The organism is Paenibacillus foliorum (genome assembly GCF_013141765.1).
Taxonomy (GTDB): domain Bacteria; phylum Bacillota; class Bacilli; order Paenibacillales; family NBRC-103111; genus Paenibacillus_S; species Paenibacillus_S foliorum.
Window position 1 is genome coordinate 157,165 of sequence record NZ_WHOD01000055.1, and the last position, 25,684, is coordinate 182,848.

Here is a 25,684-nt window from a genome sequence, read left to right on the forward strand (position 1 = left end):
GGCATGGCCAAAAATCAGGAGAATGAACGGTGAGCAGAAGTGAAGATAAACAAATGGATACCCAGAACGCTAAATAGCATTTTATTAACCAGCACACTTCTTGCTGCCTCAGCAGTTACTGTAGGTGTGTTTGGTTATTATGGGCTTCATCGTGACAGCAACGGAAGTTTTACATTATATCCCAATTTTTCTGGTGATCCGGATGTCGTTGTAATCGGTACAGAGCTAGAAGGGATGTATTTGGCCCAAAAAGCGAAGCAGGAAGGGCTTAATGTCCTCATTCTAGAACCTAAAAATAACTTGGGAGGACAGCTTCTTCAAGGTGAGATGCTCTACTTGGATGGAACCTATGATGATCAGGGCAATTCATTAGTACAAGGTGGCATGAAGGAGCTGTTTCATCAATATGAAACGGGAGCGATTCGGAATAAGCCGCAGTTTGCCCAATATTTTCATCATTTGATCGATCGAATCCCGCTTGAAAAAAAGGTTGAATTAAAGAACGTACATACTGTCGGAGGCGAGGTTGTTTCCATCCAATATGTAAATCGGTTTGGAAAAACGAGAACCGTATATCCTCATTATGTGGTTGACAATTCCGATGATGCCGCTCTGATTCGAAAGCTGAACGTGGAGCCGCTCCAAGGATTGGAAGCGCTTTACGGCGCTAAGGAGAAGGAATATATGAGCGCCACCTACATAATGAGGTTCAAGGGAGTCGATTGGCATAAATTTTACAGTCACTTTTGGAAAATGGATAAGGTGGAGCGGTCTCATATGTACGGACCGGAAACGTATGTGGATTCGAATATCTCGTACGGCTTTCCTCCTGTAGTTTCAGCTTACAAGTTGATAAATAAGGAATGGCTTAATCTGCGTGGACTCAATATCTTAAATCAAGGCAATGGTGAGATTATCATTAATGCGCTTCAGGTGTATGGGGTAGATCCGAGCAGAGGAGAAACCATAGACAGGGGAATGAAGCTGGCCAAGGAGGAAATGGCTTCTATTAGAGACCATTTGCGTAAACAAATCATCGGATTTGAAGGCTTAGAGCTTAATGGGGACCCTAACTATTTGTATATCCGGGAGTATAATCATTATCCCACCGAGTATGTGATGCAGGCGTCTGACCTGATGAGTGGTAAGATGTTTTGGGATAATGTCAGCATAGGCGGATATTTTCTGGACATTCAGGGATCTCGATCCAACAGGGAGGGCCTTGCAATTGGACGGCCAGATAAATATGGCATCCCTCTGCGCAGCTATTTATTGCAAGGCACCGATAATGTCGTAACAGCGGGGAAATTGGTTGGCTCAACAGCAGTTGCTTATGGAAGTACGCGGATCCAACCCAATGGTGCAGTTGCTGCCGAATCTATAGGAGTGCTTATGGCGCAAATGCAGGGAAGGAGCTTAAGGAGTGCAAGCAAGGAAGAATTAGATAGACTTCATCGTTATATGGATAAAAAATATCACATCAAGCTTCAGCCGCGGGAGTCTGCCAATAAAATCACTCATCTTTCCGAGCAGGAAAAGACGGATCTGGATCAGGGAGTTCTGACGCTTTTAGCTGGGAATTCAGTGGCTAAGCATTTGCCTTTTATCCGTATTGTTGCCGATGGTCGAGAGTTATCCTTCAACGGAATCAAGCCAATTGTTATTCAAGGGTTACCTTGGGTGCCACTAAATCAAACTTTTGAAATGCTGGGAGCCCAAAATGTGCGATATGACGCCGAAAACAAACGAATTACCTATACCCTTAGAGGAGAGAAGGAAACCATTGAGTCGCCTCCAGTCCATGTATTGAATAATTTTGTTATGGTGGATTGGGAAACAGCTGTGAAGGCACTAGGCTACCATTGGCAATGGAGTGAAGCAGAGCGGGTGGTTATTGCACAAAAGATACATCATTCAGATTACAATTAAAAGGGGCTAACCTATGTCATTTCAAATACAAAGCTATGAGTTTGCTGAAACCATGGAACAAACAGAAATCGATTATATGGTTGATCGAATGCATGCAATTAGAGAGCGTCCTGGCAATCCAATGGGTATTGAGATTATGAAGTTCGGCGGTGCAACAGCATTTTTCAGTAAAGAGATGCCCTGGCCTCAGTTTAATACGGTGAAAGGGATTAGTTTGGACGATCTTCATGTTTTGGATGAAATCATTGAATTTTATAGGAGCAGAGGCAGTCGATTACAATTCGAAATTATCCCAACCAAGGCCAAAAAAGAACTAATGAAGGTCCTGTTCGAGAGAGCTTTCTATCAATCTGATTTTCACGCTACGTTATACGGACACCCCTTCGAAATGAGTATGTCTGACGGTCCAATCACAATTCGCGAACTAGAAGCAGATGAAATTAATTTGTATGCCGAAATCCATTGCCTTGGAACTGGATTATCACTTTCAGGGATGAGCTATGTAGCAGATAATAATAGGGTTCTTCTTAATAGAGAAGGCTGGAGGTTTTTTGTTGCGTTAGTTGAAGGCACTCCCGCAGGTGTTGGGGTCATGTACATGAATGATGGACTAGCCTCTCTAACCTTTGCTACAACCTTGCATGAGTACAGAAATAAAGGTGTGCAAAAAGCATTGCTAGAGAGAAGAATTACGGAAGCAAGCAGGAACAACTGCAAGTTTATCATTAGTCAAGCGGCGTATGCTTCTACTAGCTTCAGGAATATGGAGAGGTCAGGTATGAGGCTCGGCTATACGAGAGCGACTTGGATAAAGGGATAAACAAGAACAGAATGGAGCTTCCACATGTATTTATTAAGAGAAATGACGATAGACGATTACGAAATGTCAATAGAATTATGGAAACGAACAGAGGGAATGGCACTAAGCAATGCTGATTCAAGGGAGTCTATCCATAATTATTTAATCAGAAATGCCGGAATGAGTTTTGTATGTGTAGATAAGGAACGAGTGGTTGGCACCATCCTATGTGGGCATGACGGACGAAGGGGTTACATTTATCATGTTGCTGTAGATCTGGAATATCGCGGTCATTCAATTGGTAAGCAATTAGTAGCTAGCAGTTTAGATAAGCTTAGATTAAAAGGAATTGACAAATGCCATATCATGGTGATCGAAGACAATGAAATTGGAAATCATTTCTGGAACAAGTCAGGCTGGATGAAGAGAGACGGCATTTTATTGTACTCATCTAATACATAGGACAATACATAAGGACAGATTGAAAGAATAGACTTCGTGTTTTACATATAGAAAAATATTGATTTTTCGAAATATTCAGATATGATTATAAGTAAATATATGGGTATGTGTAACTGGCGATAACGTAGAAGACTACGAGGGAGCACATATAGGATATAGCCGTTCGCCTGGGCAAAGTATTTGGTCATTGATCAAATGCTTTTTATTATTTTTGGGGAGATGATTAGATGATTAGAAATACAGTCAGAGCTTTGATAATCCAGGACGATCAATTACTTTCCATAAAGAAAGAGAGACCAGGGATTGGTATCTATTATGCGCTTCCTGGCGGTGCCCAAGAGCCTAATGAAACCTTGGAGCAAGCTTTAAAACGTGAATGCTTAGAAGAGCTAGGGGTTAATATTGTAGAAAGCGAATTGATTTGTATTAGAGAATACCTATCTAACAACCACGAATACTCCTTTATAATGAAGGAAGTTCATTGTATTGATTTTATTTATCTATGTAGTATTGAACCCATGGTTACTGACTTGCAGAGCATTCAAGCAGATGTCGGACAGATCGGGATTGAATGGTTGCCCATTGATAAAATTAAAGAGACCGTAAACCGAGATGACGAATCTATGAGACCGTATAAGTTTCCTAGATCACTACATGATTTCTATAAAGAATATTTTGTACATCAAAAAGTAGAGTTTTGTAAAAGTACTAGTTTTTAACTGTGATCACGGTTTTTGGGGACGAAGCTAATATTAGGGAGGTCTTGCCATGTATGTAAATGCTCGCGCTATAATCGAAAGAACAAATAATGATAACGATCAAGTGGAAGTTTTAATGCAGGTTAGAAATAAACCCAATGAAGCCAAAGCACTTGAATTTCCGGGTGGACGACTTGAAGAATATGAATCCATTGAGCAGGCATTAGTTAGAGAAGTGTTTGAGGAAACCGGATTGAAGGTGAAATACATAATCGATAATACGAATAAACAAATTCACATTAATAATCAGATAGAATTAGAAACGTTAAGCCCTTATTTTGTATATCAAACTACGAAAGGGCCGATTGATTCAATTGGATTTATTTTTAGATGTGAAGTTGAAGATTACGAAGCATACAGCAGTGATGAAGCATACGGACACCGATGGATCGAAGTTAAGGAATTAGAACAAATGTTTCAAGAAAATGTGGATCAATTTGATTGGCTAACACAAGGAATTATCAATCACTATCTACATATTAGAAACTAAATAAAGAATAACTGAAAATCAATTGTAAGAGAGGAATTTATCCAGAATGATTAATAACTTCATGCTTGTTCAAGCAACTGTTCACGATGTTGAGGATGCCGCGCCATTGTTTGATCAATATAGAGTATTTTATGGACAAGAATCCGATGTGGTAAGCGCGAGGGCGTTTTTATTTGACAGATTAGTTGCTAGGGAGTCCATCATTTTTATTATAAAAGATAGAACTAACCAAAAAGCGGTAGGCTTTATGCAGTTATATCCTTCATATTCGTCTATCTCACTCCAACGCTCATGGATACTCAATGATTTATATGTTGCAGAAGAATATAGGGGGAAAGGGGTAGCTCAACAATTATTAGATGAAGCCAAGAAATATGCTGGAGCTTGCTCTGCCAAGGGCATAGAGTTAGCAACAGCACAGGATAATGTAAGAGCTCAACAATTGTATGAACGAAATGGATATGAGAAGGATCAAGCATTTTATCATTACTATTTGACACTTTAATAAGCTATCAATAGGAGGTAGGTCGAAGTTGCTGACATTTATCCTTGAAATACCGATCGATAAACCAATTAGTGGTGTGCATTGCGTACCTATTTTAGATAATGGAAACTTAGTAATGGTTTGGGATAGGGAGGAACAAGTATTAACGACCATTGGAGGAAGGCTGGAAGAGAATGAATCATTAGTTGAAGCATTGAACCGAGAGGCTATGGAAGAAGCGGGAATTGAGCTGGCAGATGAAGTAATTCCTTTTGCTAGCTGGTATTGGGAAGAGTTTGACTCCTATAGAGTATATGTTCTAACTAAAGTTATGCGTTTTATTGATATGCCCAAACAATACGAAACAACGGGTTATATCATAACGAATTTCGAAACGGCAATAGACATGATACAAAAAATTGAAGGACGAGAAGAAAGGATTGCGATCATAAGGAAAGCAGGTATTTTATCGGGTCACTTAAAGGAATAGAGGGACCCGAATGCAAAGTATAATGTGGGGTGAATTATGGAACTAGAATATAGATTCAATGAATGCTGTAGCGTTAAGGATGTGCAAGAGGTATATATTAAATCCGGTATCAGGAGACCTGTTGGAGACACTGTTCGAATTCAGAAGATGATAGATCATGCGGATGAAATAATTACAGCAAGAGATGGTGATAAAATAGTTGGATTCTTAAGAGCTATTACAGATTATTCTTATTGCTGCTATATTTCTGATATTGCTGTAGATAAAAGCTATCAAGGACTAGGGATTGGAAAACAATTAATTAAAATGCTAAGGGACCGACTAGGAGATGAAGAAATACAGTATATCCTAACCTCGGCGCCCAAAGCAGTAGGATTTTATGAGAAGATTGGGTTTGAAAGAGCGGACAAAGCCTTTGTAATAAAACGAATGATTAATTAGATTAACTTACACGAAGCTTTTTAATGAAGGTGCTTTGCGAAATTGGGTGTGCTGTTCGAATGAATATGCAAGCTTAATGAGCATCGGTTCACAGTAGGCTTGAGCTGAGAAGGTAACACCAAACGGTACGCCTGCCGCAGTGTAACCAGCGGGTACAACGATCGATGGATACCCGGCTCTTGAAGTAATTCTTGATCCAAAATCAGCTGGAAAGAGAAGCGCATCGAGGTTGAACTCCTTCATAACAGCATCGATTCCTTCCTGCTGACACAGCTTTAAATCCAAAGCGCGATCTTGAATATAATTGGGTTCGGTTAATGTCCCTGAGGTGTTGTATTCGGCTTGGATAAGTAAGGTTTGTCCGTACTTTAAAGTCTCCATAGGGTGCTTATTATTAAATTCTATGATGTCTTTTAGAGTGCGAACAGGCGCGTCAGGGCCCAATTGTGATAGATAGGCATTAAGAGATGCTTTAAATTCGTTGAGTACCACGGAGGAATATTTAATTTCTCGTGCCGTTTTGATATCAGCAGGATCAATAATGACTGCGCCATGCTGCCTCATGATGTCAACGGAATGATTAAAGAGGGTGAGCTGCTCATCTGTTAATTCTTCGAAGTAATAATCCCTTGGAATCCCTATTCTTGCTCCGTTTAACCCATCTTTGTTCAAAAACTCCGTGTAATCTTCGCACTGTCTCCCTAAGCTGGTACCCATTGCAGGGTCGCTTGCATCCATCCCTACAAGAACATTCAACAGTAAAACCGCATCAGTAACGGTTCGAGCCATAGGTCCTGCCGTATCTTGACTATTAGAGAGTGGCAGTATTCCTGTGCGGCTGATTAATCCAACCGTAGGCTTAATGCCAATAGTAGAGCTTAGGTTCCCTGGGTTTAGAATAGAGCCCGAAGTTTCTGTGCCAACAGAGACGGTACAAAAGTTACAAGCAACAGCAACACCAGACCCTGCACTGGAGCCACCCGTCGGTGTTGAGATATTGTAGGGATTCAAAACCTGTCCCCCGCGTGAGCTGTATCCGGAGGGCATATTTTGGGTCATAAAGTTAGCAAATTCTGTCATATTGGCTTTTCCTAGAATAATCGCGCCGGCATCGCGGAGCCTTTGCACAATAAATGCATCTTTTCCTGCGTAAGAGTTGGCAAGAGCGAGTGATCCTGCACTGGTGTGCATTTTGTCAGCGGTATTAATGTTGTCCTTCAGCAAAATAGGAATTCCATGCATCGGTCCTCTGGGACCTTGAGCAGCCCGTTCTACATCTAAGGAATCAGCGATAAATAAGGCATCTGGATTAATTTCGAGGATTGAATTGATGGTGAGACCTAATTTGTCCATACTTGCTATTCTATTGAGATATATAAGGACTAGACCTTTAGAAGTAATTTCGCCTGAATCAAGTGCTGCCTGAATGTTAGGGATTGTTGCTTCTACTATTTCAAAACTCATATTATTCCCTCTCCCTTTATATCCAGCTTATCATCTGATCTACTTAAGTATAAACGGATCTCCTAATTTTTACATGACATGAATCTTCTTCATCGAAAAAATAAATTAGTAGAATCTAGGTTTATCACTTAAAGAAAGCAACCAGGTTAGCTGGATAAAAGGAAGAGAGGACTCTTTGTATGCATTCTAAGCTTGCTGAATCGACCTTGAAGTATAACGGAGATAGATATGGGAGCATCCAATTGAAGCCATAACAATGATCGACAGCCCCCAATAAATATTCGCATAAGCTTCCGAGAGGGGCAGCTTTTGCTGCCAGACTAGGGCGCTGGCTGTTGCTGCAACTCCGAATGCCCCACTGAAGAACTGCAGCAGCTGGAATAGTCCTAATCCTGAGCCGATTTGGGCCCTGGGCAATATGCGGGACATTTCATTAGAAATGCTGCTCGTCAGAAAAGTAAAGCCAACACTTAACAGCATATAAATGAACAGAATAGCTATATATGAAGTACCGGCAAACAAGGCAAACAAGGTGACGGACGCGAGTACGAGCAGAGGAATGTAACGAATGATAGAACCATTGCCATATCGATCGATAGTTCTGCCTACTTGACCAGAGACAAACATTGCTAGTAAGGATCCGGGGAATATGATAAGTCCAGATACACTTGCGCTCAAGTTGTACTGATGCACTAGAATTTGAGGCATTAGGAATAACGTTGCGAAGCTGCACAAATAGGCAGCAATCCCAACTGAGCCCAGCATTAAATAAGGACGGTTGCGGAACAGGGCTGGCTGCACGAATGGATCCGCTGCTCGGTGAATCCTAATTGCAAACAGGATAAGAGTTAGTATCCCAGCAGCAAGTGCAATCCAGTATTGATTCGTCAAAAACAGAAGTATCCCCGTTGTTCCGATACCGGCTAATAGGGCACCAAGAGCGTCGAAAGATCCTTTGGCAGGGGTTTCTTTGGGAATAAGTGATGTATAGAAAGGCACCAATAGCAGAGTGACAGCCGTTACAGCAAATAAAAAATGCCAGCCTAGGTACTCAACAATAGCCCCACCGACAACAGGCCCAAGACCTAACCCTAGTGAAGCCGCGGACATGACTGTTGCCATTGCTTTACCCCGCCTCTCCAGCGGGACATAACGAGTGATTAGCACAAGGGATAAAGCAGGAATGGAGCCAGCCCCTGATGCTTGCAGAATACGGGCAATCAGCAAGGGAATGAAGCTGTTGCTGAAGAATCCAGCAATAGCGGCGATGCCAAGCGAAAGAATCCCAATGATGAATAGCCGTCGAATGGGAACGAAATCGGACAGACGGCTGTAAGTTATGGATGAGATCGCAAATACAATGGAGTAGCCTGTAACGACCCATGATGCAGAAGAAGCTGACATACTGAAAGCACGAGATACTTCTGGAAGCGCCAGATTGAACATCATCGTATTCATGATAACCAGCACAATGGAGATTCCTAGAAGGATGGCGACTCTTCCTTCGCGCAAAGTGATTGGCTCTGCTATACGGTCTGATTTCTGATTATCGAGCTTTGACATAAATTACACCTCACTTTATTTCTATTGTTCGATTATAATCGAACAATAGAAATATAACATCCAATATGATAAAATGCAATCATAAGCTTTATCGTATGAAGGAGGCACTTTCATGAAAGTCCTGCACCATCCAGATCAAGCAGATATCCACTTGTCCTCCGTACTTTATGCCTTGAGTGATCCCATTCGCTTGCATCTTGTCGCTGAACTCTATAAAGCGGGAGAGCGAGCATGTGGTGAATTACAAGTTCCTGTCGTCAAATCGACCGTATCTCATCACTTGCGTACACTTAGGGAAGCCGGTATTTTCAGAGTCAGAATTCAAGGTACCCAGCGATTCCTTTCTATTCGAATTGATGATTTAGAGTCACGTTTCCCCGGATTGCTAATGGCGGTTTTACAAGCGTATGCCTCTTCAGATGAATCAACTCTTTCTTCATAGTTTAAATGGCAAACCGTCGCTATCTGGCGGTTTGTTGTACTGTATAAATGTGTAAATATTAACTTTAATACATATTATAAATGAACGATCAACCTATCCTTTTTTGCCATAAACAAGGTATAAATCGTTAAGAAATGCTTATATTGGAGAATATGTTATACTAGATTGCTTTTTTTCTTTATTTTTTTTGCATATTGCAGTAGAGGACAGTAAAATAAGAAAAGAACTAATAAAATAATTCCTGTTTTACGATGATGATAAGTATCTATTCAAAAGAGAATCGATTTATGTTGGAGGGCTTTTGGTGAATAAGACAAATGATTTATTGAGCGACGCAATGGATATGTTGGCGGAGACAAGTAGGACTTTCTTAATTCCGATTAGTCGTTTGGTACCCGGAATTAAGGAAGCTGTGGCCTCTGCGTATCTTTGTATGCGAGCTATTGATGAGATCGAAGACCACACTGATCTACCGCCAGAGGTAAAGGCCAAGCTGTTATTAGGAGTAAGCAAGCTCATCCAAGTGCCGTCAAGAGAAGCAGAGCTGCGTACGCTTTTTCAGCCTTACCAAGATACGCTTTGTGAGGTAACTGTACGCCTTAATGATTGGGTAAATCTTTGTCCGACTTCAATTGCTCCTCGTGTCATTCAGAGCACAGCGATTATGGCTGAACAGATGGCTGAATGGGTAGAGAGAGAGTGGAAGATTAATACGGAAGAGGATCTTGATTATTATACTTATTGCGTTGCTGGTGCTGTGGGAGAACTGCTGTCAGACCTGTGGAAGTGGTTTGATGGTACAGAAACGGATCGAGTTAAGGCGGTGGCTTTTGGTCGTGGCCTTCAAGCTGTAAATATTGTTCGTAACCGTATTGAGGATTCAACAAGAGGAGTCGATTTCTTCCCGCCTCATTGGGGGATTGAAGATATGTTTGCCTACACCACCCGTAACCTAGAAATGGCTAACGAATACATAGCTGATATTAAACCCGGTCCAATCCTTGATTTCTGCAGCATTCCTTTGGCGTTGGCACATGGTACATTATTTGCTTTGTCAAACGGTGAAAGTAAGCTCAATAGAGAAGCAGTGCTTCAAATTGTAAGCAGAATTACAGGCGAAGATTAAAATTAGTACCCGATAACAGGAACAAACCTGATTTTGTATCTCATATAACAGCCCTTAATATAAAAAGTATTCGTACCTCCCAGATAACCCATTACCTACTCCGGTATGGGTTATTTTTATATAAATATAATGTTTGATCGAAACACCTTACTTTTGTGCAAACTTGAATTAGCATTCTGTATATGCTCAAACCTCCTGAATTATTATAATTTGAATCAAGATCACATTAGGAGGTAGAGACATGGGTCGTGAAGTTCCAGTATTATTAAATGATGAGCAAATGAGGAAGTTTGTAGCAGAAGGATTTTTAATTCTTAAAACTGATTTCTCGAATGAATTTCATCAAAAGCTTATGGAACAATTGAATCAAGTGTACGAACAAGAAGGTAACCCAGGCAATAATCTACTGCCACGCATTAGAGATTTGCAAAAGGTTTTTGATAATCCAATTATAACCGGTGCGTTGACTAGTGTTCTCGGACCCAACTATTTAATGCATACCCATAGACATGGTCATTTTAATGCGTCTCCTACAGCAGGAGGGTGGCACAAAGACAGCTATTGGGGTTATAAAAAGATGCGCAACCATCACCCTTGGTGGGCCATGATTATGTATTTCCCACAAGATACGCCGGTAGAACTCGGACCAACAGGCGTTATGCCAGGCACACAAAATTATGAAAGCAGAACATTCGTTTCAGATGATGCGGAAGGAGAAGCGGTTGCCAGCGGAAATGCAGGTACCTTCGCATTGATTCATTATGACATCTGGCATCGCTCGACACCGAATGTACTGGGTCAACCCAGATATATGCTGAAATTCGAATTCATGCGTACAGAAGCACCTACAGCTCCTAGCTGGGATTGCTTGGAACCGGAATGGAAACAACCGGCATCCTTCAGTACCAAAATTAACGAGCATGAAACCATGTGGAAGGAAACATGGAACTGGCTTTCTGGTCAGGTAGGCAGTTTGGCAGATAGCGAGAAGGATGTAACGTCTCATGTACAAGAAGCCGCGGCGCAGCTCGAAGATGCTTTTGAGCCTAACACCTTGAATGCCGCGTACAACCTTGCAACAATGGGAGAAGCGGGTATACAAGCGCTGTTACAAGGACTTCGACACGATAACGTGAAGGTATCACGCACATCAGCTTACGGGTTAGCAGCAGCAGGCTCAGGGGCTGTGGCTGGTCTGGAAGCTGCACTCGCTGAGGATCGTGTTGAAACCGTGGTTCATGCAGTTTTTGCACTAGGCGAGCTTAGGCATTTCGCAACTTCTGCTGTTCCTAAGCTGCTAGAGCTGCTTGACCCATCAACGAATGTTGTCATTCGACAAACGGTTGCAGAGGCTATAGCCTTAATCGGAGCTCCGACAGATCAAGTTGTTGAGGGACTCATCCGATGCCTTAAGGACGAGGATGTGCAGGTCCGTTTCATAGCTGGACTTTCGTTGTGCCGTATGGGGGCAGCTGCTGATGCAGCAGTGCCGGCACTCGAAATTTCACTAGAGGACGACAACCGTTATGTTCGTGGACATGCTGCAGAAGCGCTGCACTACATTGGTACAGACTCAGCTAAAAAGGTGCTCATCGAGTTCTTGTTAAATTCACGCTGGTGCCCAACGACCACTCCTCAAAGCACATTCTATCCTTAAGCTGCTTTAACTTTTAATGCATTTGACCTCATTCCTTTGCGATTTGCATAGGATGAGGTTTTTTTTAGGTTCTGGAAACCTTAACATTAGTGTGATATGGTTAGATGATATTTTATATGTAAATTAGTTGCCGCTTCAGAGTTCGGACATACAAATAAACATAATAATGGAGTGTTAAGATGAGTAAAGGAAGAGTATGGAACAAAGGAAAACGGAATGGAGGGGGCGGACCGCCAGGAGGTAGTAAAAGTAAAGCAGCGGCAAGCACTAAGGAGAATAATCTTCAGCAAACAGGGGAAGCTTCCACTGTAAGCCATATCGTGGATACAGATAATCCGATAAATCGAGTAGGACGGATGAATCGGGAAAACTGGGTAGTCCGACCCGCTCGAGTGATTCGCAAAGATACTAAGATTGACGAAAATAAAGTTGAAGATGAAAGCTAAAATTACTTGCATAAGCAGATAAAGCGGAGTACAGATTAAAAAATATAGAGGGAAGCCAACTCATTGGCTTCTCTTTTTAATTAAATGATAAAAAATTTACATCGCCTTTATTTCAAGTAACTCATATTTGATCGTCCCAACAGGTGCGTTTACACTTATGATATTGCCAACTGATTTTCCCATAAGAGACTTCCCAAGAGGACTTTCGTACGATATTTTATTTTCCATAACATCTGCTTCAGCCGCACCTACGATTCTATATTCGACCTTCTCTGATACTTCTATGTCGTTTAGGATAACAACGGATCCAACTTTGACGGTTGATAAATCTAAACTATCCAGATCAGCAACACGAACCTTATTTAACATCTTTTCTAGTATAAGAATTCTGGTTTCCATAAAAGACTGATCATTTTTGGCAGAATGGTATTCACTATTTTCTTTCAAATCGCCATAACTAATCGCTGTCTTAATACGAGCGGCTATTTCTTTGCGTTTTACTGTTTTAAGATCTTCTAATTCAAGCTCTAATTTAGTTAATCCCTCTTGTGTTAAAACAATTTCATCCTTTGACATTTCTACAACTCCTAAGTATCAGTACGATTATTATGCAACATTTATTAATCTATTCTACACTATAACAGGGAATCATGCGAAAAGGACATTTATTTTAAACAACATATAAGTTATAGACCCGAACCATGGCTTTTATAATGAGGGTTCAGCATTGAAGTATTTAAAGATCAATGGTAGCTGGGAAGATCACATACATATGGTTTTAAGAAATACAGAAATGGAATGAGCCAAGATGACTCAAACCGTTGGATATGTATTCGCTTCTCCAAATACGCTTTTCTTAATGATGTCTGCAAATTCTTGTTTTTGTAACTGATATTCGGTTGGAGATATACTTCCATTTGCGAATCGTGAGTCCAATTGTTTGGTCAATTCAGCGATTTGTAAATTAATAATGTGCTTTACATCTTCGTTATTCTTATCAGCTATATCCGCCAGTGATTTGCCTTCCAACAGGGAATTATAAACATCCTCATCCGAAGAAGCACCGAGCACTTGTAAGAATTCATCTTTAGCTGCAACTTGCACGCTCTGAGCTTCAAAGTTTTCCGGTTGGCCGTGAGAAGCTTTGGCTCTCGCTTCCTCGTTCCACAACCCTCCAATAATGGTGATGCTGAGTGTCATGGTGCTAATCATTAGAATTCGTTTGGGATTCATCGAGAACTTCCTCTTTTCTTATAAATAATGCATACCCAATATGCGGAAACTAGATTGATAGTGATTGATATATTCAGTCTAACACAAGCTTTTACGCCTGGCTTTAGACTCAAGCAGTGTTTCTCCCCCGTCTCAAGTCTAGTTTATTAGAAAATGTTCAGAATATTATCCCTCTCAATTGTAGATTGATTCATCTATAAGTGGTATGACATTTGTTTTAATTATATCAAAATTAGATTGGTTTATTCAATTTTACATATTTTACATATTCCACGTCTTACGATTACTATTAGGGTAGTCAATCATTCAGTCCTCATTTGATATCTGATAACAACCAAAGGATGTGATAGTTTTGCCATGGTCTATGATCCATTTCTCGATAGCAATCCGGGTATTTGGTACCCAAGTAAATCCAAGTTTTCTGCTGGGAAGTATAGCACCGGACGCTGTAATGATAAGAGAACGCGGTAAAGTAAGTAAATCTAAATCGCATTTATTAAATAAAACAACTGGCCAAACAGAGGATTTCTTTACGTTCTACGAATCACACAGTAAATTATGCACTGATCAAAACTTTAAACCGTTTCTCTTGGGTTATATAAGTCATGTCGTCGCAGACATTAATTGGGGAAATACTAAGAAAGCTATTTCTGAAGAAGTGTATCCTGAATCCATCAATAAATTATTGTGGGATGAAGAGAACCAGAATGATTTTAATATATTTCGGACAGTGCCATGGAGAGACAGTGTCATTGAAAAAGTAGTACGAGCACCTTTATATGAATTAACCAACCTCTACACTACAAATGAACTTCAAAAGTGGAGGAGGCAGGTTTTTGATTGGTTTGATGAACCAAGTAATGAACCGCATATTCCAATAAACTATCTTACGGAGAATGTTGTAGAAAATTTTATAGCAAATACAGCTGATGAGCTTAAAGAGCTGTTTAAAAAGTTACAATGATGGGAGCAATTCGAAAAGAAAGAACCCATCAACGGCATAGACCAACGTCAAATAAAATGTGCATCTATGAGATCCGGTTGGGATCCTTAGATGCACATCGGCTTCATAACTATGAGTGATGCGGCTTACTTTTATTTTACGTAATAGGATCCTACGGGCAAGGCGACTGACTTATCGACTACAACCAGACCTACTCCACCCGGAATAAAGGCAACTTTTGAATCTTTATTTACTACATAATTACCAGGAACATATGTACCATTAACCATCGTTTGAGCTATGGACCAGAAGATTAGGGGTGGAGTTTTTACAGTGGAAGTTGGGGTCGACGGGGTTGCTGGATCAGCTGCCGCCGCGACGCCAGCCACGCTTGTAAGCATTAAGGCTGAACATACCATTAGTGCAGAAAATTTCGTTTTTAATAAATTCATTTAATACCACATCCTTATTATTTTATTGTTATGTACTTTCAAATTATGGTAAATTATCTAGCTGGTAATTATTAACCATGAAGGTTATTTATGAAACAAAAGCATTGGAAATACCAGCATGGTTGTCATTACCATAAAAGGTATGAATAGATGGTGATGAATATTCATACCCTGATACATTTTCTTTATGGAGCTTCATTATAAATTGTTTTGTGTTCAAGTTCGTTTCTTTTATTTATTATTAATTCTGTTATCATAGGAAATAAAACTAATCCGGTATATACAATGGATGGAATCAAAGGAAGGATATAAAGGCAATGAGCTTTCAGTTGACCAAGCGGGTCATTAAGTTGTTATGTGGTCCGAGTTCTTATGAACAAGGAGAAGCTTATTATCACGCTAAAAAAGTAACTTTTATAAATAGTGACCCTAATCCCTCACTCTATGAAGCCGTAATCAAAGGGGGCAGCAGCTATCACATTACAACGGAAATTGATCGAAACGGTGATGTGGATGCGGAATGTACTTGTCCTGCATTTTTTTCAAGTGACAAGTATTGTAAACATATCGCCGCTGTCTTACTGAATATCCATGATATACAGCAGGAAGGGGAAATGCCGGTTCGTTCATATGCTTCACTGCTGCAGCCAGAAGACGAGTACCCCAATCGATCCGGGCATGTTGAACCCCGGTTTGTTTCCAGAGCCGGACGAGCTTCTGATTCGGCAGGGGATGTTCAACTAACCAACGGAATGCTAGAGCTGTTTGATCACAAGCCGCATCGTACAAGCAGCACCCGAGCTCTATTCGATGCTAGAACTCCTCTTGAAGTGGAGTTCATCTGTAGAACATTTCCCTACGGATATAGGAAGTACCTGTTCGGCATTGAAATGAAGGTCGGCCAGAAGCGACTCTATATTGTACAGAAAATAAGAGAGTTTCTCGATCGAATCGAACATAGAGAATCCTATGTGTTTTCCAAAAATTTCACTTATGATCCAGAGCTCCACAGTTTTCAAAAGGAAAATGATGCAGTAATTCGGCAATTATCCCAAATTTATAATAATGAACAGATGTATCGCGAAACCTCGAGCCATTATTCCATTAACAGTAACAGTCTGAGCGGCGATCGAATGCTTCTAATTCCAGCCGTTTCTTGGGAAGCTCTACTTCCTTTGCTTATCAAGGCTCCGTCGGTGCAGCTAATGCAGGGAGACCGTTCCTTCGATGGAATCCATCTATCCGATGAGTCGATCCCTCTCTTCTTTAAGTTTGACCAAGCCGCACATTCCGATGGCTATCAATTGGACATTCAGGGCTTGGAACAGATTATTGTAATGGAAGCTTATGGGATAGCTCTTTTTGAAGGGAAGTTGTTGAAGCTTCAGCCTGATCAATGCAAACGTTTAACGGAGCTTAAGCAAATGCTTGAATCTTCCCGCAAGCATCTAATTCAGATACCGCAGGAACAAATGGAGCCTTTTATGGAAAAGGTAGTCCCTGGCCTGATGAAGCTGGGTAGTGTGAGCATTGCTCAATCTGTCTCTGAACGAATTGAGCATACACCTTTAAAGGCGATGCTGTATTTAGATAGGGTAAGGGATCGATTGCTTGCTGGATTAGAGTTTCAATATGGTGATATTGTAATTAATCCTTTAGAAGGAACCAGTCAAAAGCGGGGCAATGATCGCATCCTCATGCGGGATGGTGAGCAGGAGAGACAAATCATGGACCTCATGGAGCAAAGCCTCTTTGCCAAAACAGAAGGCGGATACTTCATGGAAGACGAGGAAGCGGAATACGATTTCCTCTATCATATCGTTCCTCAGCTAGAGAAGCTTCTGAAGGTATACGCCACCTCTGCCGTTAAAGCAAGGCTTTATACGGGAAATACTCCACCGAAGATATCTGTTGATGTGGATGAACGAACCGATTGGTTGGAATGCCAGTTCGATATGGAGGGGATTCCAGAATCGGAAATTCGCAATTTATTGAAATCGCTTGAGGAGAAGCGCAATTATCATCGGATGCCTAACGGGGCGTTATTACCGCTGGAAAGTACGGAGTTTCAAGAAATTATCAGCTTCATGAATGAAATGGGCATTAGCAAGGACGATATTAAAGGAACGATATTCCATCTTCCGGTAATCCGCGGCCTACATCTGTTAGATTCTCAAAGACAAGGCAATGCGGTTAAATTAGGAAAATCATACCGAAGGCTCTTGGAAAATATGCGTAACCCCGACAATCTGGATTTCGTCGTTCCCGAAAGTCTGACTTCTGTTTTACGGGACTATCAGAAGTATGGCTTCCAATGGATGAAGACACTGGCGCATTACCATTTTGGCGGTATTCTGGCAGATGATATGGGCCTTGGGAAGACACTGCAAAGCATCGCTTTTATCGTCTCAGTGCTTCCCGAGATTAGAAATCGGGAACAGCCTGCGATAATTGTTTCTCCCGCTTCTCTTGTTTATAACTGGAGGAACGAGCTAAAGAAATTCGCACCAGAGATTCGGTCTGTCATCGCCGACGGCAGCAGAACGGAGCGCAGCGGAGTTCTGAAGAACCTATCCCAGGTTGACGTCGTTATCACTTCTTATCCGTTATTACGCAGGGATATCGATCTGTATGTCAATCAATCGTTCCATACGCTTATCTTGGATGAGGCACAGGTATTTAAGAACCATGCTACTCAGACCGCACATGCGGTGAAAGAGCTACAGGCACAGTATCGATTTGCCCTCACAGGGACTCCTGTAGAAAATAGGCTGGAGGAATTATGGTCCATCTTCGATGCGGTCTTTCCAGAGTTGTTTCCAAGGAGAAAGGAATTCAATGAGCTGTCTCGCGAAATCGTTGCGAAGCGTATACGTCCGTTTCTGCTGCGTCGATTGAAGACTGAAGTGTTGAAGGAGCTGCCGGATAAGATCGAGTCGCTGCAAGCCTCTGAGCTGCTGCCTGATCAGAAGAAGCTGTATTTGGCCTACTTGGCCAAACTACAGAAGGAAACTTTGAAGCATCTGAACGAAGAAAGCTTTCAGAAAAACCGGATCAAAATATTAGCCGGCTTGACCCGACTTCGCCAGCTGTGCTGCCATCCAGCGTTGTTCGTTGAAGACTATGCAGGAAGCTCGGCTAAATTCGAGCAGCTATTGGAAATTGTAGAGGAATGCCGGAGTGCAGGTAAGCGGATGCTGATATTCTCACAATTCACTGAGATGTTAGGACTGATTGGACGGGAGCTCGGCTATCAAGGGGTGCCTCACTTTTACTTGGATGGTAAAACCCCAACTTCTGAGCGTGTTGAGCTGTGCAATAGATTTAATGAAGGTGAGCGCGAATTATTCCTCATCTCACTTAAGGCCGGCGGTACCGGATTGAACCTAACCGGTGCGGATACGGTTATCTTGTATGACCTATGGTGGAACCCAGCAGTAGAGCAGCAGGCAGCCGATCGTGCACACCGAATAGGGCAGAAGAACGTAGTGCAAGTAATTCGACTGGTATCTCAAGGCACCGTTGAGGACAAAATGTACGAGCTCCAGCAGAAAAAGAAAAACCTGATCGATGAAGTGATTCAGCCGGGACAAGAGGCATTATCTGCTCTAACAGAGCATGAGATCCGAGAGATCTTAATGATTTAGTAAATACGTCTGTCAAGCTCTTTATTGGTAAAAAATGGACTTTACAAGAAGGATGTTTAGGGGTTAGAATATAGTACAACTTAATATCACTTTAGCACGCTGAGTTTTCTTTTTAGAAAAACGGGGGAACCAAATCTATTGGGGTGAATCAACGTATATCTTCTACGTTGTAGGGCGAATTCTCACCGCCCAAATCCGACAGCTAACCTCGTAAGCGGAAGTGGGAAGGATAGATTTGCTTTTTAAGCACAAGGTCTAGCCTTGTGTTTACTGTGTTATATGGAGCAAAAAAATCTTTCCATCTCTACTTTTTTTAATTTGAGAGGAGGATTTATTTATGGTCAGCAAAGAAAAAATATTTAACTTGTTGGATGGATTAAACGAACTTGATCAAAGAACAGCTTATGAATTCATTCAGTATCTGGCTCATCGGAATGGTGGCAATAAATTAAAGTCTGAAGAGGTAGTCGATTTATTTGGTAAAAACTACTTCATAGTGCCTGATTAATTATTACTAAATCAACGCAACTTGATACAAACAAGTGTTAGGGACAACTGTTTCATTACAGTTAGTCCCTTTTTTGTTGAGAAAAAAAGAGGAAAAGCTAGATTCTAGAGCGAATTTTACACATAATGGCATATTGGGAGGGATGATGTTGGAGCCACAGCGTATAATGAGTAAAGTTGGAGCTATTTTTATACCTGTATGTGACATCGAAAAAGCAAAAAATTGGTATTGCTTAATACTTGGTCTTGAACCCAACTTTGATATCATTGCGGGTCATCTTTGTTGTATCCCAATGGATAATAACGGGCTGAATCTTGTATTAGACAGCAAAATCTATACGAAGGATTCGTATTTTAGAACACCAATGTTTCATTTTAATACGGATAATATACAAGAATCGTTTAATTTCATGAAGGATCAAGGGGTTGAAATGATTAGTGATATTGAGCATGGACATTGGTTTAATTTTAAAGATCCCGATGGGAATATGTTAATGATTTGCAAGTGCTAGAACTAATACAAAGGGAAGATTACAATTGAATTACTATAAAATAACTATATTTTCAACATTGTTATTCCTTCTGTCTAGATTAATTCTATAGACGAAAAGACCAATCATAAGACTGGTCTTTCAATCTATGCTTGATTATTGTTGTTGCTGCTGCTGCTGATCTCCTGAATTTTCTGAGTCTTGCAAAGTTTGCTGAAGCTCTTGGAGCTGTTGAGAGCTTTCATCTACTTGTTGTTGGATTTGCTGTAATTGTTGCTCGTTGACTTGTTGGGCTATTTTGTCGGTTTGTTCAGCAAGCTGCTGTGCTTCTTGTGCGGCCTGCTGAATTTGCTGCTGAACTTGATCTTGATTAGATGCATCTTGTTTTGCCATGTCATCACACCTTTCTAATAAGTCCTCTTTGAAAGGATTTGTAAAATATCTTACAGGTATACACTTTCAACGAATAAAACCAACTAAATTTTTATTGTGAATGGAGAGGGTAAGGATGGAATACGGTAAATTGGGTAAAAGTGGTTTGAAAATTTCGAAAATTAGCTTAGGCTGCTGGAATTTCGGCAGTTCGAACCCTGCTTTTGGTATTCCGGGTAGAGTTTCACCTGAGGATTCGATTCGACTCATTCACCAAGCCTATGATATAGGTATCAATCTAATCGATAATGCTAACCGGTATACAGGCGGAGAGGCTGAAGAGATTCAAGGACGCGCGATGAAAGGCAGACGTTCTGATTTTGTGGTCGCTACAAAATTGATGAAAAGAGTAGGTAACCGCCCTAATGACGAGGGCTTATCCCGTATACATATTATGCAAGAGGTTGATAATATTTTAAGGCGTCTTGATACGGACTATATCGATTTACTGCAAGCGCATGATGTTGACTGGGAAACTCCTTTAGAGGAAACTCTTCGTGCCTTTGATGATCTTATTCGTCAGGGGAAGGTTAGATATATTGGCAGCTCTAATTTCCCTGCTTGGCTGCTCACCAAATCTTTATGGATTAGTGATGTAAAAAACCTAGTCAGCTTCAGCTCCGCTCAACCTAAATATAATTTAATTAGCCGTGAGGTGGAGAAAGAGCTTCAACCACTATGCGTGGATCAAGGGATCGGAATGATTATTTACAGTCCTTTGGAAGGTGGCATATTAACTGGGAAATACGATCAAGGAATACCATCGGATAGCCGTGTCGGTGATAATAATCCATTAACGCTTGAAAGAGCAATCCGAATGAAATCACAAGTTGAACGGGTTCAACATGCGCTCTCGGTTCTAAGAAACGTAGCTCAAGAGCTTGGAAAAACACCATCCCAGGTTAGCTTGAATTGGCTAATTAACCGACCTGCTGTTTCTTCAGCCATCATTGGTGCAACGCGGCCGGAACAAATTATAGAAAATGCGGGAGCAACGGGTTGGAAATTGTCTGAGGAGCTAGTACTTAAGCTAGAGCAGGCATTTAGTTTGTAGCACCAAAAGTCATCATACAAAGTAATATTATTTGGGGTAGTAGGAAAACCCAGGGTATTTGACTACAGGCCATTTTTCCTTGCGCAGCGCATTTATAAGTTCAGGGCCAACATGAAGATTGTCTTGAACCAGAGCAGAAGGCGTTAGAGCCATCCACTGATTGAGTGATACATCAACGAATCGGTCACTTTTGAACATTTCAAGGAACCACAGAGATTGCTTGCCAGTATTTTGAATATAGTGTCCAAATGCGAAGGGTACGTAGCCAACATCTCCGGCTCTGTAATCGAAAGTCCTTGCTACGCCATTGCCGGCAAAAACCGTCATACGGCCTTGGCCGGTGAGGTAATATTGCCATTCATCGTTATTAGGGTGCCAATGCAGTTCTCTCATACCACCAGGTTCGATTTCAACGAGAGCTGCTGCGATAGTTTTAGAAATGGGGAAGTTGGAGGAATCCACTATCCGCACGCTTCCACCAGGGGTTTTAAGGGGGCTCTGTGCCAGCAGCTGATACTTAAAGCTCTGGGGAATCGTGCCATATGGAGATTCGACGAATTGACTTTCTAGTGGACCAGGCACTGTATCCTGATATATATAAACCTGCTCGGATGGAATATGCTCAAAGGCACTCGTAGGTACACCGAAATTAGCTGAAAGCACATCCTTGGGCGTATGTGCAAACCAATCAGATATAGATAAGGTATTAAGATCAGAGAAGCTTCCATCATCGAATACAAGCAAAAATTCGCAGCCATCCTCCAAGCCTTGTATGGAATGTGGAAGTCCAGGGGGAAAATACCACAAGTCGCCAGGTCCTACATCAGCAATGAAATTTCGTCCATTCTGATCTACAGAAGTAATGCGGGCGTGTCCTAATAACATATAAGACCATTCTGCTTGCTGATGCCAATGAAGCTCACGTACACCTCCAGGTGTTAAGCGCATATTTACGCCTGCAAGTGTGGTTGCGATCGGCAGCTCCCGCGATGTGATCTCCCGAGACCAACCCCCGTGATTAAGCTGCATGTGACTGTCCGAGAATGAGAATTTAAGATTCGGGATTAATCCTGCATCCGTGACAGGTGGCACCAGCATATCAGGGTTCTCTATATCCCTCATAACGTCGCGAGGTCCGTAATCGGTTGCACCTGTCCCATCGCTTCTTATGGGTTGCGGCACGCCTGATTCATTGATTTGATTCTGCTTAGGATTTTCCATCCGAAAACTCCTTTCACTATTTTAAATTAATAGGGGATTTTACTCATTCAAGAATTTTATGCCTTTTTTTTAACGGGTATGCTTCGAATTTAGACAAGGGTTAACGAAAAGATATCAAGAGGTTAAAAAAACAGGCTCACGAATAATCCACTTGGCCATATCATGTCTTGACAAGTATGGTTCAATTAGTTATTATGATCTACAAATAAAGGCTCAAATCAAGGACATGAATACTTATAGATACCGTACAGAGAGAGGGGCCACCGGCTGAAAACCCCTTCGGAAATTGTAAGACATTTACCCCCTTGTAGCTGCGATATTGAAATCGTCATGAGAGTAAATTTCGCCGGGCATTCCCGTTACAGAAAACTAATGAGGATCTGTTATTTTTTAAATAGCAGGTTATAATCAGGGTGGAACCACGAGCGCACTCGTCCCTTTTCGGACTAGTGTGTTTTTTGCGTCTATTCATACTTTAAAAAGCTATAACCAAGGACATGAATCCAAATAGGTTTCGCACAGAGAGAGGGGTCACCGGCTGAAAGCCCCTTCAGAGATCGTTAGGCATTTACCCCCTTGCAGCTGCGATATTGAAATCGTTATGAGAGTAAACTTCGCCGGGATTTCCCGTTACAGAAATTAATGAGGACCCAGCATTTAGGGGGTCATAATTAGGGTGGAACCACGAGCACATTCGTCCCTTGGGAGGAACTGTGCTTTTTGTGTTTGCAAAAAATAAAATTATGGAGGAATGGACATGGAAATTAAAGTGAAGCTGCCTGACGGATCTATACGGAGTTATGATTCAGGTACGACTATTGAACAGGTGGCGGAATCCATTAGTACTGGATTGAAGAAAAACGCGGTCGCTGGGAAAATCAATGGCCAAATGGTCGATCTAAGCCGGAGAATTGAGGAGAATTGTGAAGTTGAAATTGTAACTCTTGAAAGTAAAGAGGGGCTTGAAATTTATCGTCATAGTACAGCGCATTTGATGGCACAGGCAATTAAGCGCATTTATGGGCAGAGAGCCGTCAAACTCGGTATAGGCCCTGTCATTGAAGATGGATTTTACTACGATATCGATATTGAAAAGCCTTTATCAACTGAGGACTTAGCTGCAATTGAAATAGAAATGGAAAGGATTGTTCAAGAGAACAGTCCCATTGAACGACGTGTGGTAAGCCGTGAAGAGGCCATCAAGACATTTGAGCAGCTGGGTGACACACTTAAGCTGGAGCTAATCCATGATCTGCCGGAGAATGCAGTAATTACGATATATGATCAGGGAGAGTTCTTCGATCTATGTCGTGGGCCACATCTTCCATCAACAGGTAGAATCAAGGCCTTCAAGCTTTTGAATGTAGCTGGTGCGTATTGGCGCGGTAATTCAAATAATCCAATGCTGCAGCGTATCTACGGAACTTCCTTCCCTAAGAAGGCTCAGCTTGACGAACATTTATTATTAATTGAGGAAGCCAAGAAACGTGATCATCGTAAACTGGGTAAAGAGCTTGGGTTGTTTATGTTTTCAGAAGAAGCTCCTGGAATGCCGTTCTACCTGCCCAAAGGGATGTCAATACGTACAGAGCTAGAGAACTTTTCTCGCGAAATACAGGTTAAGCAAGGCTACCAAGAAGTACGCACACCACTTATGATGAACCAGAGGGTATGGGAACAGTCCGGACATTGGGATCATTATCATGAAAATATGTACTTTACTGAAGTGGATGATATCAAGTATGCTCTTAAACCAATGAATTGTCCCGGGCATATGCTTATTTTCAAAAATACACTCCACTCCTATCGTGAGCTTCCCATTCGGATAGCCGAATTTGGCCAAGTGCACCGTCATGAATTTTCGGGTGCTTTAAACGGGATGATGCGCGTACGTACCTTCTGTCAGGACGATGCTCATATATTTGCAAGACCTGATCAGATTGAAGAAGAGATCGGTCGTGTAATTGCTTTTATTGATCAGATTTACCGTGTTTTTGGGTTTGATTATAAAATCGAGCTGTCTACACGCCCCGAAGATTCGATGGGCTCTGAAGAGCTTTGGGATCAAGCAGAAGCGGCACTTCAGAGTGTGCTGGATAACCGGGGGATTGAATATCGCATCAATGAAGGAGATGGGGCCTTTTACGGACCGAAAATCGATTTCCATATACTTGATGCACTCAAACGCAGTTGGCAGTGTGCTACGATCCAGCTTGATTTTCAAATGCCTGAAAAGTTTGACCTTTCTTACATTGGAGAAGATAACCAGAAGCACCGTCCTGTCGTCATTCATCGTGCGGCCTATGGGTCAATAGACCGTTTTATAGGTATTTTAACTGAGCATTACAGTGGAGCTTTCCCGATCTGGCTTGCACCGGTGCAAGCGAAAATTGTACCGGTATCTGATCACTATATCGACTACGCGCTTCAAGTCAAAAAATCATTAGAGGATGCAGGAATCCGTGTGGAGTTAGACGTAAGAAACGAGAAGCTTGGCTACAAAATTCGCGAGGCACAGCTTAAAAAAGTACCTTACATGCTTGTGGTAGGCGAGAATGAAAAAAATGCAAACGAGGTAGCTGTCCGTAAGCGGGGAGAAGGTGATCTTGGTTCGAAAAGCTTATCTCAGATAACGGAGCAAATCGCCCGTGAAGTTCGAGACAAATCGCATTAAGACGCTGATAAGCAGAGAAGCTCCCAAACCAAGGAGTTTGGGAGCTTCTCTTTTATAACCCGACAGCGAACCTATTAGTCATACTTTTCGTCATCGATTCTATGCTTATTTTCAAGGATCAGCTCTGCTTCGGTCTCGAAATTCAGATACAATGGCCCTGGAAGCCTGTCGATAATATCTTTGATCAGGGGTAATTCTAAAAAGATCTCCAGTGTTTGTGGCTGTGGATCTAACTCATGAAACCACTCACGGACAGCATCAATGAATATATAAAATGAGGCCTCAAATGCATTTGCAGCTTCCTCCGCATCAGCATTATCCGCTCCCGACATAGACTTCCAGTTTCTTAAAGTGGTGATAAACGTCTGTTCAACCTTCGCATTCATTCTAAACCTCCGTATTTAATTTGGTGATTTTACTAGGCTATATTATAACAGTATTTTGCATAATAAGTCTGATAATTAGCCGAATTAGGTCTT

At 41.5% G+C, this 25,684-nt stretch carries 26 protein-coding genes, 2 riboswitches and 1 other annotated feature; of the genes, 18 read left to right on the top strand and 8 right to left on the bottom strand.

Annotation, left to right across the window (positions count from 1 at the left end):
* The first annotated feature begins 39 nt into the window (after positions 1-39).
* The 8 genes from GC093_RS13910 to GC093_RS13945 all read left to right on the top strand — a co-directional run bounded on the left by GC093_RS13910 (position 40) and on the right by GC093_RS13945 (position 5,853).
* Positions 40-1,929 carry an FAD-dependent oxidoreductase gene (locus GC093_RS13910; protein WP_171652473.1) on the top strand — a complete coding sequence of 630 codons (1,890 nt, stop codon included), beginning with the start codon at positions 40-42 and terminating at the stop codon, positions 1,927-1,929.
* A 13-nt stretch (positions 1,930-1,942) separates the two neighbouring features.
* The gene (locus GC093_RS13915) at positions 1,943-2,749 is read left to right on the top strand and encodes a GNAT family N-acetyltransferase (RefSeq protein WP_171652474.1); all 807 of its coding nucleotides are present in this window, start codon (positions 1,943-1,945) and stop codon (positions 2,747-2,749) included.
* Between the two features lie 63 nt (positions 2,750-2,812).
* Positions 2,813-3,190, top strand: coding sequence for a GNAT family N-acetyltransferase (locus tag GC093_RS13920; protein WP_376768652.1), 378 nt, complete (start codon positions 2,813-2,815; stop codon positions 3,188-3,190).
* Positions 3,191-3,289: 99 nt separating this feature from the next.
* Positions 3,290-3,370, top strand: a riboswitch (ZMP/ZTP riboswitch).
* Positions 3,371-3,417: 47 nt separating this feature from the next.
* Positions 3,418-3,909: an NUDIX domain-containing protein gene (locus GC093_RS13925; RefSeq protein WP_171652478.1), complete on the top strand. Its 492-nt coding sequence runs from the start codon at positions 3,418-3,420 to the stop codon at positions 3,907-3,909.
* 49 nt (positions 3,910-3,958) lie between these two features.
* The gene (locus GC093_RS13930; protein WP_171652480.1) at positions 3,959-4,438 is read left to right on the top strand and encodes an NUDIX hydrolase; all 480 of its coding nucleotides are present in this window, start codon (positions 3,959-3,961) and stop codon (positions 4,436-4,438) included.
* Between the two features lie 61 nt (positions 4,439-4,499).
* Entirely contained in the window at positions 4,500-4,943 is a 444-nt protein-coding gene (locus GC093_RS13935; RefSeq protein WP_246314291.1) for a GNAT family N-acetyltransferase, read from the top strand.
* 28 nt (positions 4,944-4,971) lie between these two features.
* A complete protein-coding gene (locus GC093_RS13940; protein ID WP_171652482.1) occupies positions 4,972-5,412 on the top strand; it encodes an NUDIX hydrolase in 441 nt (146 codons plus the stop codon).
* Positions 5,413-5,448: 36 nt separating this feature from the next.
* The gene (locus GC093_RS13945) at positions 5,449-5,853 is read left to right on the top strand and encodes a GNAT family N-acetyltransferase (protein WP_171652483.1); all 405 of its coding nucleotides are present in this window, start codon (positions 5,449-5,451) and stop codon (positions 5,851-5,853) included.
* A 6-nt stretch (positions 5,854-5,859) separates the two neighbouring features.
* Here GC093_RS13945 and GC093_RS13950 read toward each other — a convergent pair whose 3' ends face one another.
* Both GC093_RS13950 and GC093_RS13955 read right to left on the bottom strand, forming a co-directional pair.
* Positions 5,860-7,317, bottom strand: a complete 1,458-nt coding sequence (locus GC093_RS13950) for an amidase family protein (RefSeq protein ID WP_171652484.1) — start codon at positions 7,315-7,317, stop codon at positions 5,860-5,862.
* 186 nt (positions 7,318-7,503) lie between these two features.
* The gene (locus GC093_RS13955) at positions 7,504-8,880 is read right to left on the bottom strand and encodes an MFS transporter (RefSeq protein ID WP_171652485.1); all 1,377 of its coding nucleotides are present in this window, start codon (positions 8,878-8,880) and stop codon (positions 7,504-7,506) included.
* A 112-nt stretch (positions 8,881-8,992) separates the two neighbouring features.
* Between GC093_RS13955 and GC093_RS13960 the strand changes: the two genes are divergently transcribed.
* The 4 genes from GC093_RS13960 to GC093_RS13975 all read left to right on the top strand — a co-directional run bounded on the left by GC093_RS13960 (position 8,993) and on the right by GC093_RS13975 (position 12,551).
* The gene (locus GC093_RS13960; RefSeq protein WP_171652486.1) at positions 8,993-9,322 is read left to right on the top strand and encodes an ArsR/SmtB family transcription factor; all 330 of its coding nucleotides are present in this window, start codon (positions 8,993-8,995) and stop codon (positions 9,320-9,322) included.
* A 337-nt stretch (positions 9,323-9,659) separates the two neighbouring features.
* Positions 9,660-10,448, top strand: a complete 789-nt coding sequence (locus GC093_RS13965) for a squalene/phytoene synthase family protein (RefSeq protein ID WP_171652657.1) — start codon at positions 9,660-9,662, stop codon at positions 10,446-10,448.
* A gap of 241 nt (positions 10,449-10,689) precedes the next feature.
* A complete protein-coding gene (locus GC093_RS13970) occupies positions 10,690-12,105 on the top strand; it encodes a HEAT repeat domain-containing protein (protein WP_171652487.1) in 1,416 nt (471 codons plus the stop codon).
* A 179-nt stretch (positions 12,106-12,284) separates the two neighbouring features.
* On the top strand, positions 12,285-12,551 hold the full coding sequence (locus GC093_RS13975) for a hypothetical protein (protein WP_171652488.1): 267 nt from the start codon (positions 12,285-12,287) through the stop codon (positions 12,549-12,551).
* A gap of 96 nt (positions 12,552-12,647) precedes the next feature.
* Here GC093_RS13975 and greA read toward each other — a convergent pair whose 3' ends face one another.
* Together greA and GC093_RS13985 are read right to left on the bottom strand one after the other, a co-directional pair.
* Positions 12,648-13,127 (bottom strand): transcription elongation factor GreA, encoded by a 480-nt coding sequence (gene greA / locus GC093_RS13980; RefSeq protein WP_171652489.1) that lies wholly within the window; start codon positions 13,125-13,127, stop codon positions 12,648-12,650.
* A 237-nt stretch (positions 13,128-13,364) separates the two neighbouring features.
* Positions 13,365-13,784, bottom strand: coding sequence for a hypothetical protein (locus tag GC093_RS13985; RefSeq protein WP_171652490.1), 420 nt, complete (start codon positions 13,782-13,784; stop codon positions 13,365-13,367).
* Positions 13,785-14,136: 352 nt separating this feature from the next.
* On the opposite strand from GC093_RS13985, the gene GC093_RS13990 reads away from it, so the two are divergent.
* Positions 14,137-14,748 (top strand): zinc dependent phospholipase C family protein, encoded by a 612-nt coding sequence (locus GC093_RS13990; protein ID WP_171652491.1) that lies wholly within the window; start codon positions 14,137-14,139, stop codon positions 14,746-14,748.
* A 131-nt stretch (positions 14,749-14,879) separates the two neighbouring features.
* Here the strand turns inward: GC093_RS13990 and GC093_RS13995 are convergent, their stop codons facing one another.
* Positions 14,880-15,128 (bottom strand): hypothetical protein, encoded by a 249-nt coding sequence (locus tag GC093_RS13995; RefSeq protein ID WP_171652492.1) that lies wholly within the window; start codon positions 15,126-15,128, stop codon positions 14,880-14,882.
* A gap of 368 nt (positions 15,129-15,496) precedes the next feature.
* Between GC093_RS13995 and GC093_RS14000 the strand changes: the two genes are divergently transcribed.
* The 3 genes from GC093_RS14000 (at position 15,497) to GC093_RS14010 (ending at position 19,845) form a co-directional block, all read left to right on the top strand.
* Positions 15,497-18,826 (top strand): DEAD/DEAH box helicase, encoded by a 3,330-nt coding sequence (locus GC093_RS14000; RefSeq protein WP_171652493.1) that lies wholly within the window; start codon positions 15,497-15,499, stop codon positions 18,824-18,826.
* An 87-nt stretch (positions 18,827-18,913) separates the two neighbouring features.
* Positions 18,914-19,058: riboswitch (cyclic di-AMP (ydaO/yuaA leader) on the top strand.
* 105 nt (positions 19,059-19,163) lie between these two features.
* Positions 19,164-19,334, top strand: coding sequence for a hypothetical protein (locus tag GC093_RS14005; protein WP_171652494.1), 171 nt, complete (start codon positions 19,164-19,166; stop codon positions 19,332-19,334).
* Positions 19,335-19,410: 76 nt separating this feature from the next.
* On the top strand, positions 19,411-19,845 hold the full coding sequence (locus GC093_RS14010) for a VOC family protein (RefSeq protein WP_312886529.1): 435 nt from the start codon (positions 19,411-19,413) through the stop codon (positions 19,843-19,845).
* 135 nt (positions 19,846-19,980) lie between these two features.
* On the opposite strand, the gene GC093_RS14015 is transcribed toward GC093_RS14010, so the two are convergent.
* A complete protein-coding gene (locus GC093_RS14015; protein WP_171652495.1) occupies positions 19,981-20,217 on the bottom strand; it encodes a hypothetical protein in 237 nt (78 codons plus the stop codon).
* 115 nt (positions 20,218-20,332) lie between these two features.
* On the opposite strand from GC093_RS14015, the gene GC093_RS14020 reads away from it, so the two are divergent.
* A complete protein-coding gene (locus tag GC093_RS14020) occupies positions 20,333-21,310 on the top strand; it encodes an aldo/keto reductase (RefSeq protein ID WP_171652496.1) in 978 nt (325 codons plus the stop codon).
* A 27-nt stretch (positions 21,311-21,337) separates the two neighbouring features.
* Here the strand turns inward: GC093_RS14020 and GC093_RS14025 are convergent, their stop codons facing one another.
* Positions 21,338-22,531 (bottom strand): oxalate decarboxylase family bicupin, encoded by a 1,194-nt coding sequence (locus tag GC093_RS14025; RefSeq protein ID WP_171652497.1) that lies wholly within the window; start codon positions 22,529-22,531, stop codon positions 21,338-21,340.
* A 205-nt stretch (positions 22,532-22,736) separates the two neighbouring features.
* Positions 22,737-22,973: a binding site (T-box leader), on the top strand.
* A gap of 315 nt (positions 22,974-23,288) precedes the next feature.
* Here GC093_RS14025 and thrS point away from each other — a divergent pair.
* Complete coding sequence (gene thrS / locus GC093_RS14030; protein WP_171652498.1) at positions 23,289-25,205, top strand: threonine--tRNA ligase; 1,917 nt, start codon at positions 23,289-23,291, stop codon at positions 25,203-25,205.
* 74 nt (positions 25,206-25,279) lie between these two features.
* Here thrS and GC093_RS14035 read toward each other — a convergent pair whose 3' ends face one another.
* Complete coding sequence (locus GC093_RS14035; protein WP_171652499.1) at positions 25,280-25,591, bottom strand: hypothetical protein; 312 nt, start codon at positions 25,589-25,591, stop codon at positions 25,280-25,282.
* Positions 25,592-25,684: the final 93 nt, after the last annotated feature.

Excerpts from the sequence above, each read along its gene's own strand:
- thrS (WP_171652498.1), top strand. The coding sequence starts at position 23,289 with ATGGAAATTAAAGTGAAGCTGCCTGACGGATCTATACGGAGTTATGAT.
- GC093_RS13970 (WP_171652487.1), top strand. The coding sequence starts at position 10,690 with ATGGGTCGTGAAGTTCCAGTATTATTAAATGATGAGCAAATGAGGAAG.
- GC093_RS13935 (WP_246314291.1), top strand. The coding sequence starts at position 4,500 with ATGCTTGTTCAAGCAACTGTTCACGATGTTGAGGATGCCGCGCCATTG.
- GC093_RS14005 (WP_171652494.1), top strand. The coding sequence starts at position 19,164 with ATGGTCAGCAAAGAAAAAATATTTAACTTGTTGGATGGATTAAACGAA.
- GC093_RS13985 (WP_171652490.1), bottom strand. The coding sequence starts at position 13,784 with ATGAATCCCAAACGAATTCTAATGATTAGCACCATGACACTCAGCATC.
- GC093_RS13945 (WP_171652483.1), top strand. The coding sequence starts at position 5,449 with ATGGAACTAGAATATAGATTCAATGAATGCTGTAGCGTTAAGGATGTG.
- GC093_RS14015 (WP_171652495.1), bottom strand. The coding sequence starts at position 20,217 with ATGGCAAAACAAGATGCATCTAATCAAGATCAAGTTCAGCAGCAAATT.
- GC093_RS13955 (WP_171652485.1), bottom strand. The coding sequence starts at position 8,880 with ATGTCAAAGCTCGATAATCAGAAATCAGACCGTATAGCAGAGCCAATC.
- GC093_RS13965 (WP_171652657.1), top strand. The coding sequence starts at position 9,660 with ATGGATATGTTGGCGGAGACAAGTAGGACTTTCTTAATTCCGATTAGT.
- GC093_RS13915 (WP_171652474.1), top strand. The coding sequence starts at position 1,943 with ATGTCATTTCAAATACAAAGCTATGAGTTTGCTGAAACCATGGAACAA.
- GC093_RS14000 (WP_171652493.1), top strand. The coding sequence starts at position 15,497 with ATGAGCTTTCAGTTGACCAAGCGGGTCATTAAGTTGTTATGTGGTCCG.
- GC093_RS14025 (WP_171652497.1), bottom strand. The coding sequence starts at position 22,531 with ATGGAAAATCCTAAGCAGAATCAAATCAATGAATCAGGCGTGCCGCAA.
- greA (WP_171652489.1), bottom strand. The coding sequence starts at position 13,127 with ATGTCAAAGGATGAAATTGTTTTAACACAAGAGGGATTAACTAAATTA.
- GC093_RS13930 (WP_171652480.1), top strand. The coding sequence starts at position 3,959 with ATGTATGTAAATGCTCGCGCTATAATCGAAAGAACAAATAATGATAAC.
- GC093_RS13920 (WP_376768652.1), top strand. The coding sequence starts at position 2,813 with ATGTCAATAGAATTATGGAAACGAACAGAGGGAATGGCACTAAGCAAT.
- GC093_RS13975 (WP_171652488.1), top strand. The coding sequence starts at position 12,285 with ATGAGTAAAGGAAGAGTATGGAACAAAGGAAAACGGAATGGAGGGGGC.
- GC093_RS13950 (WP_171652484.1), bottom strand. The coding sequence starts at position 7,317 with ATGAGTTTTGAAATAGTAGAAGCAACAATCCCTAACATTCAGGCAGCA.
- GC093_RS13960 (WP_171652486.1), top strand. The coding sequence starts at position 8,993 with ATGAAAGTCCTGCACCATCCAGATCAAGCAGATATCCACTTGTCCTCC.
- GC093_RS13995 (WP_171652492.1), bottom strand. The coding sequence starts at position 15,128 with ATGCTTACAAGCGTGGCTGGCGTCGCGGCGGCAGCTGATCCAGCAACC.
- GC093_RS14020 (WP_171652496.1), top strand. The coding sequence starts at position 20,333 with ATGGAATACGGTAAATTGGGTAAAAGTGGTTTGAAAATTTCGAAAATT.
- GC093_RS14035 (WP_171652499.1), bottom strand. The coding sequence starts at position 25,591 with ATGAATGCGAAGGTTGAACAGACGTTTATCACCACTTTAAGAAACTGG.
- GC093_RS13925 (WP_171652478.1), top strand. The coding sequence starts at position 3,418 with ATGATTAGAAATACAGTCAGAGCTTTGATAATCCAGGACGATCAATTA.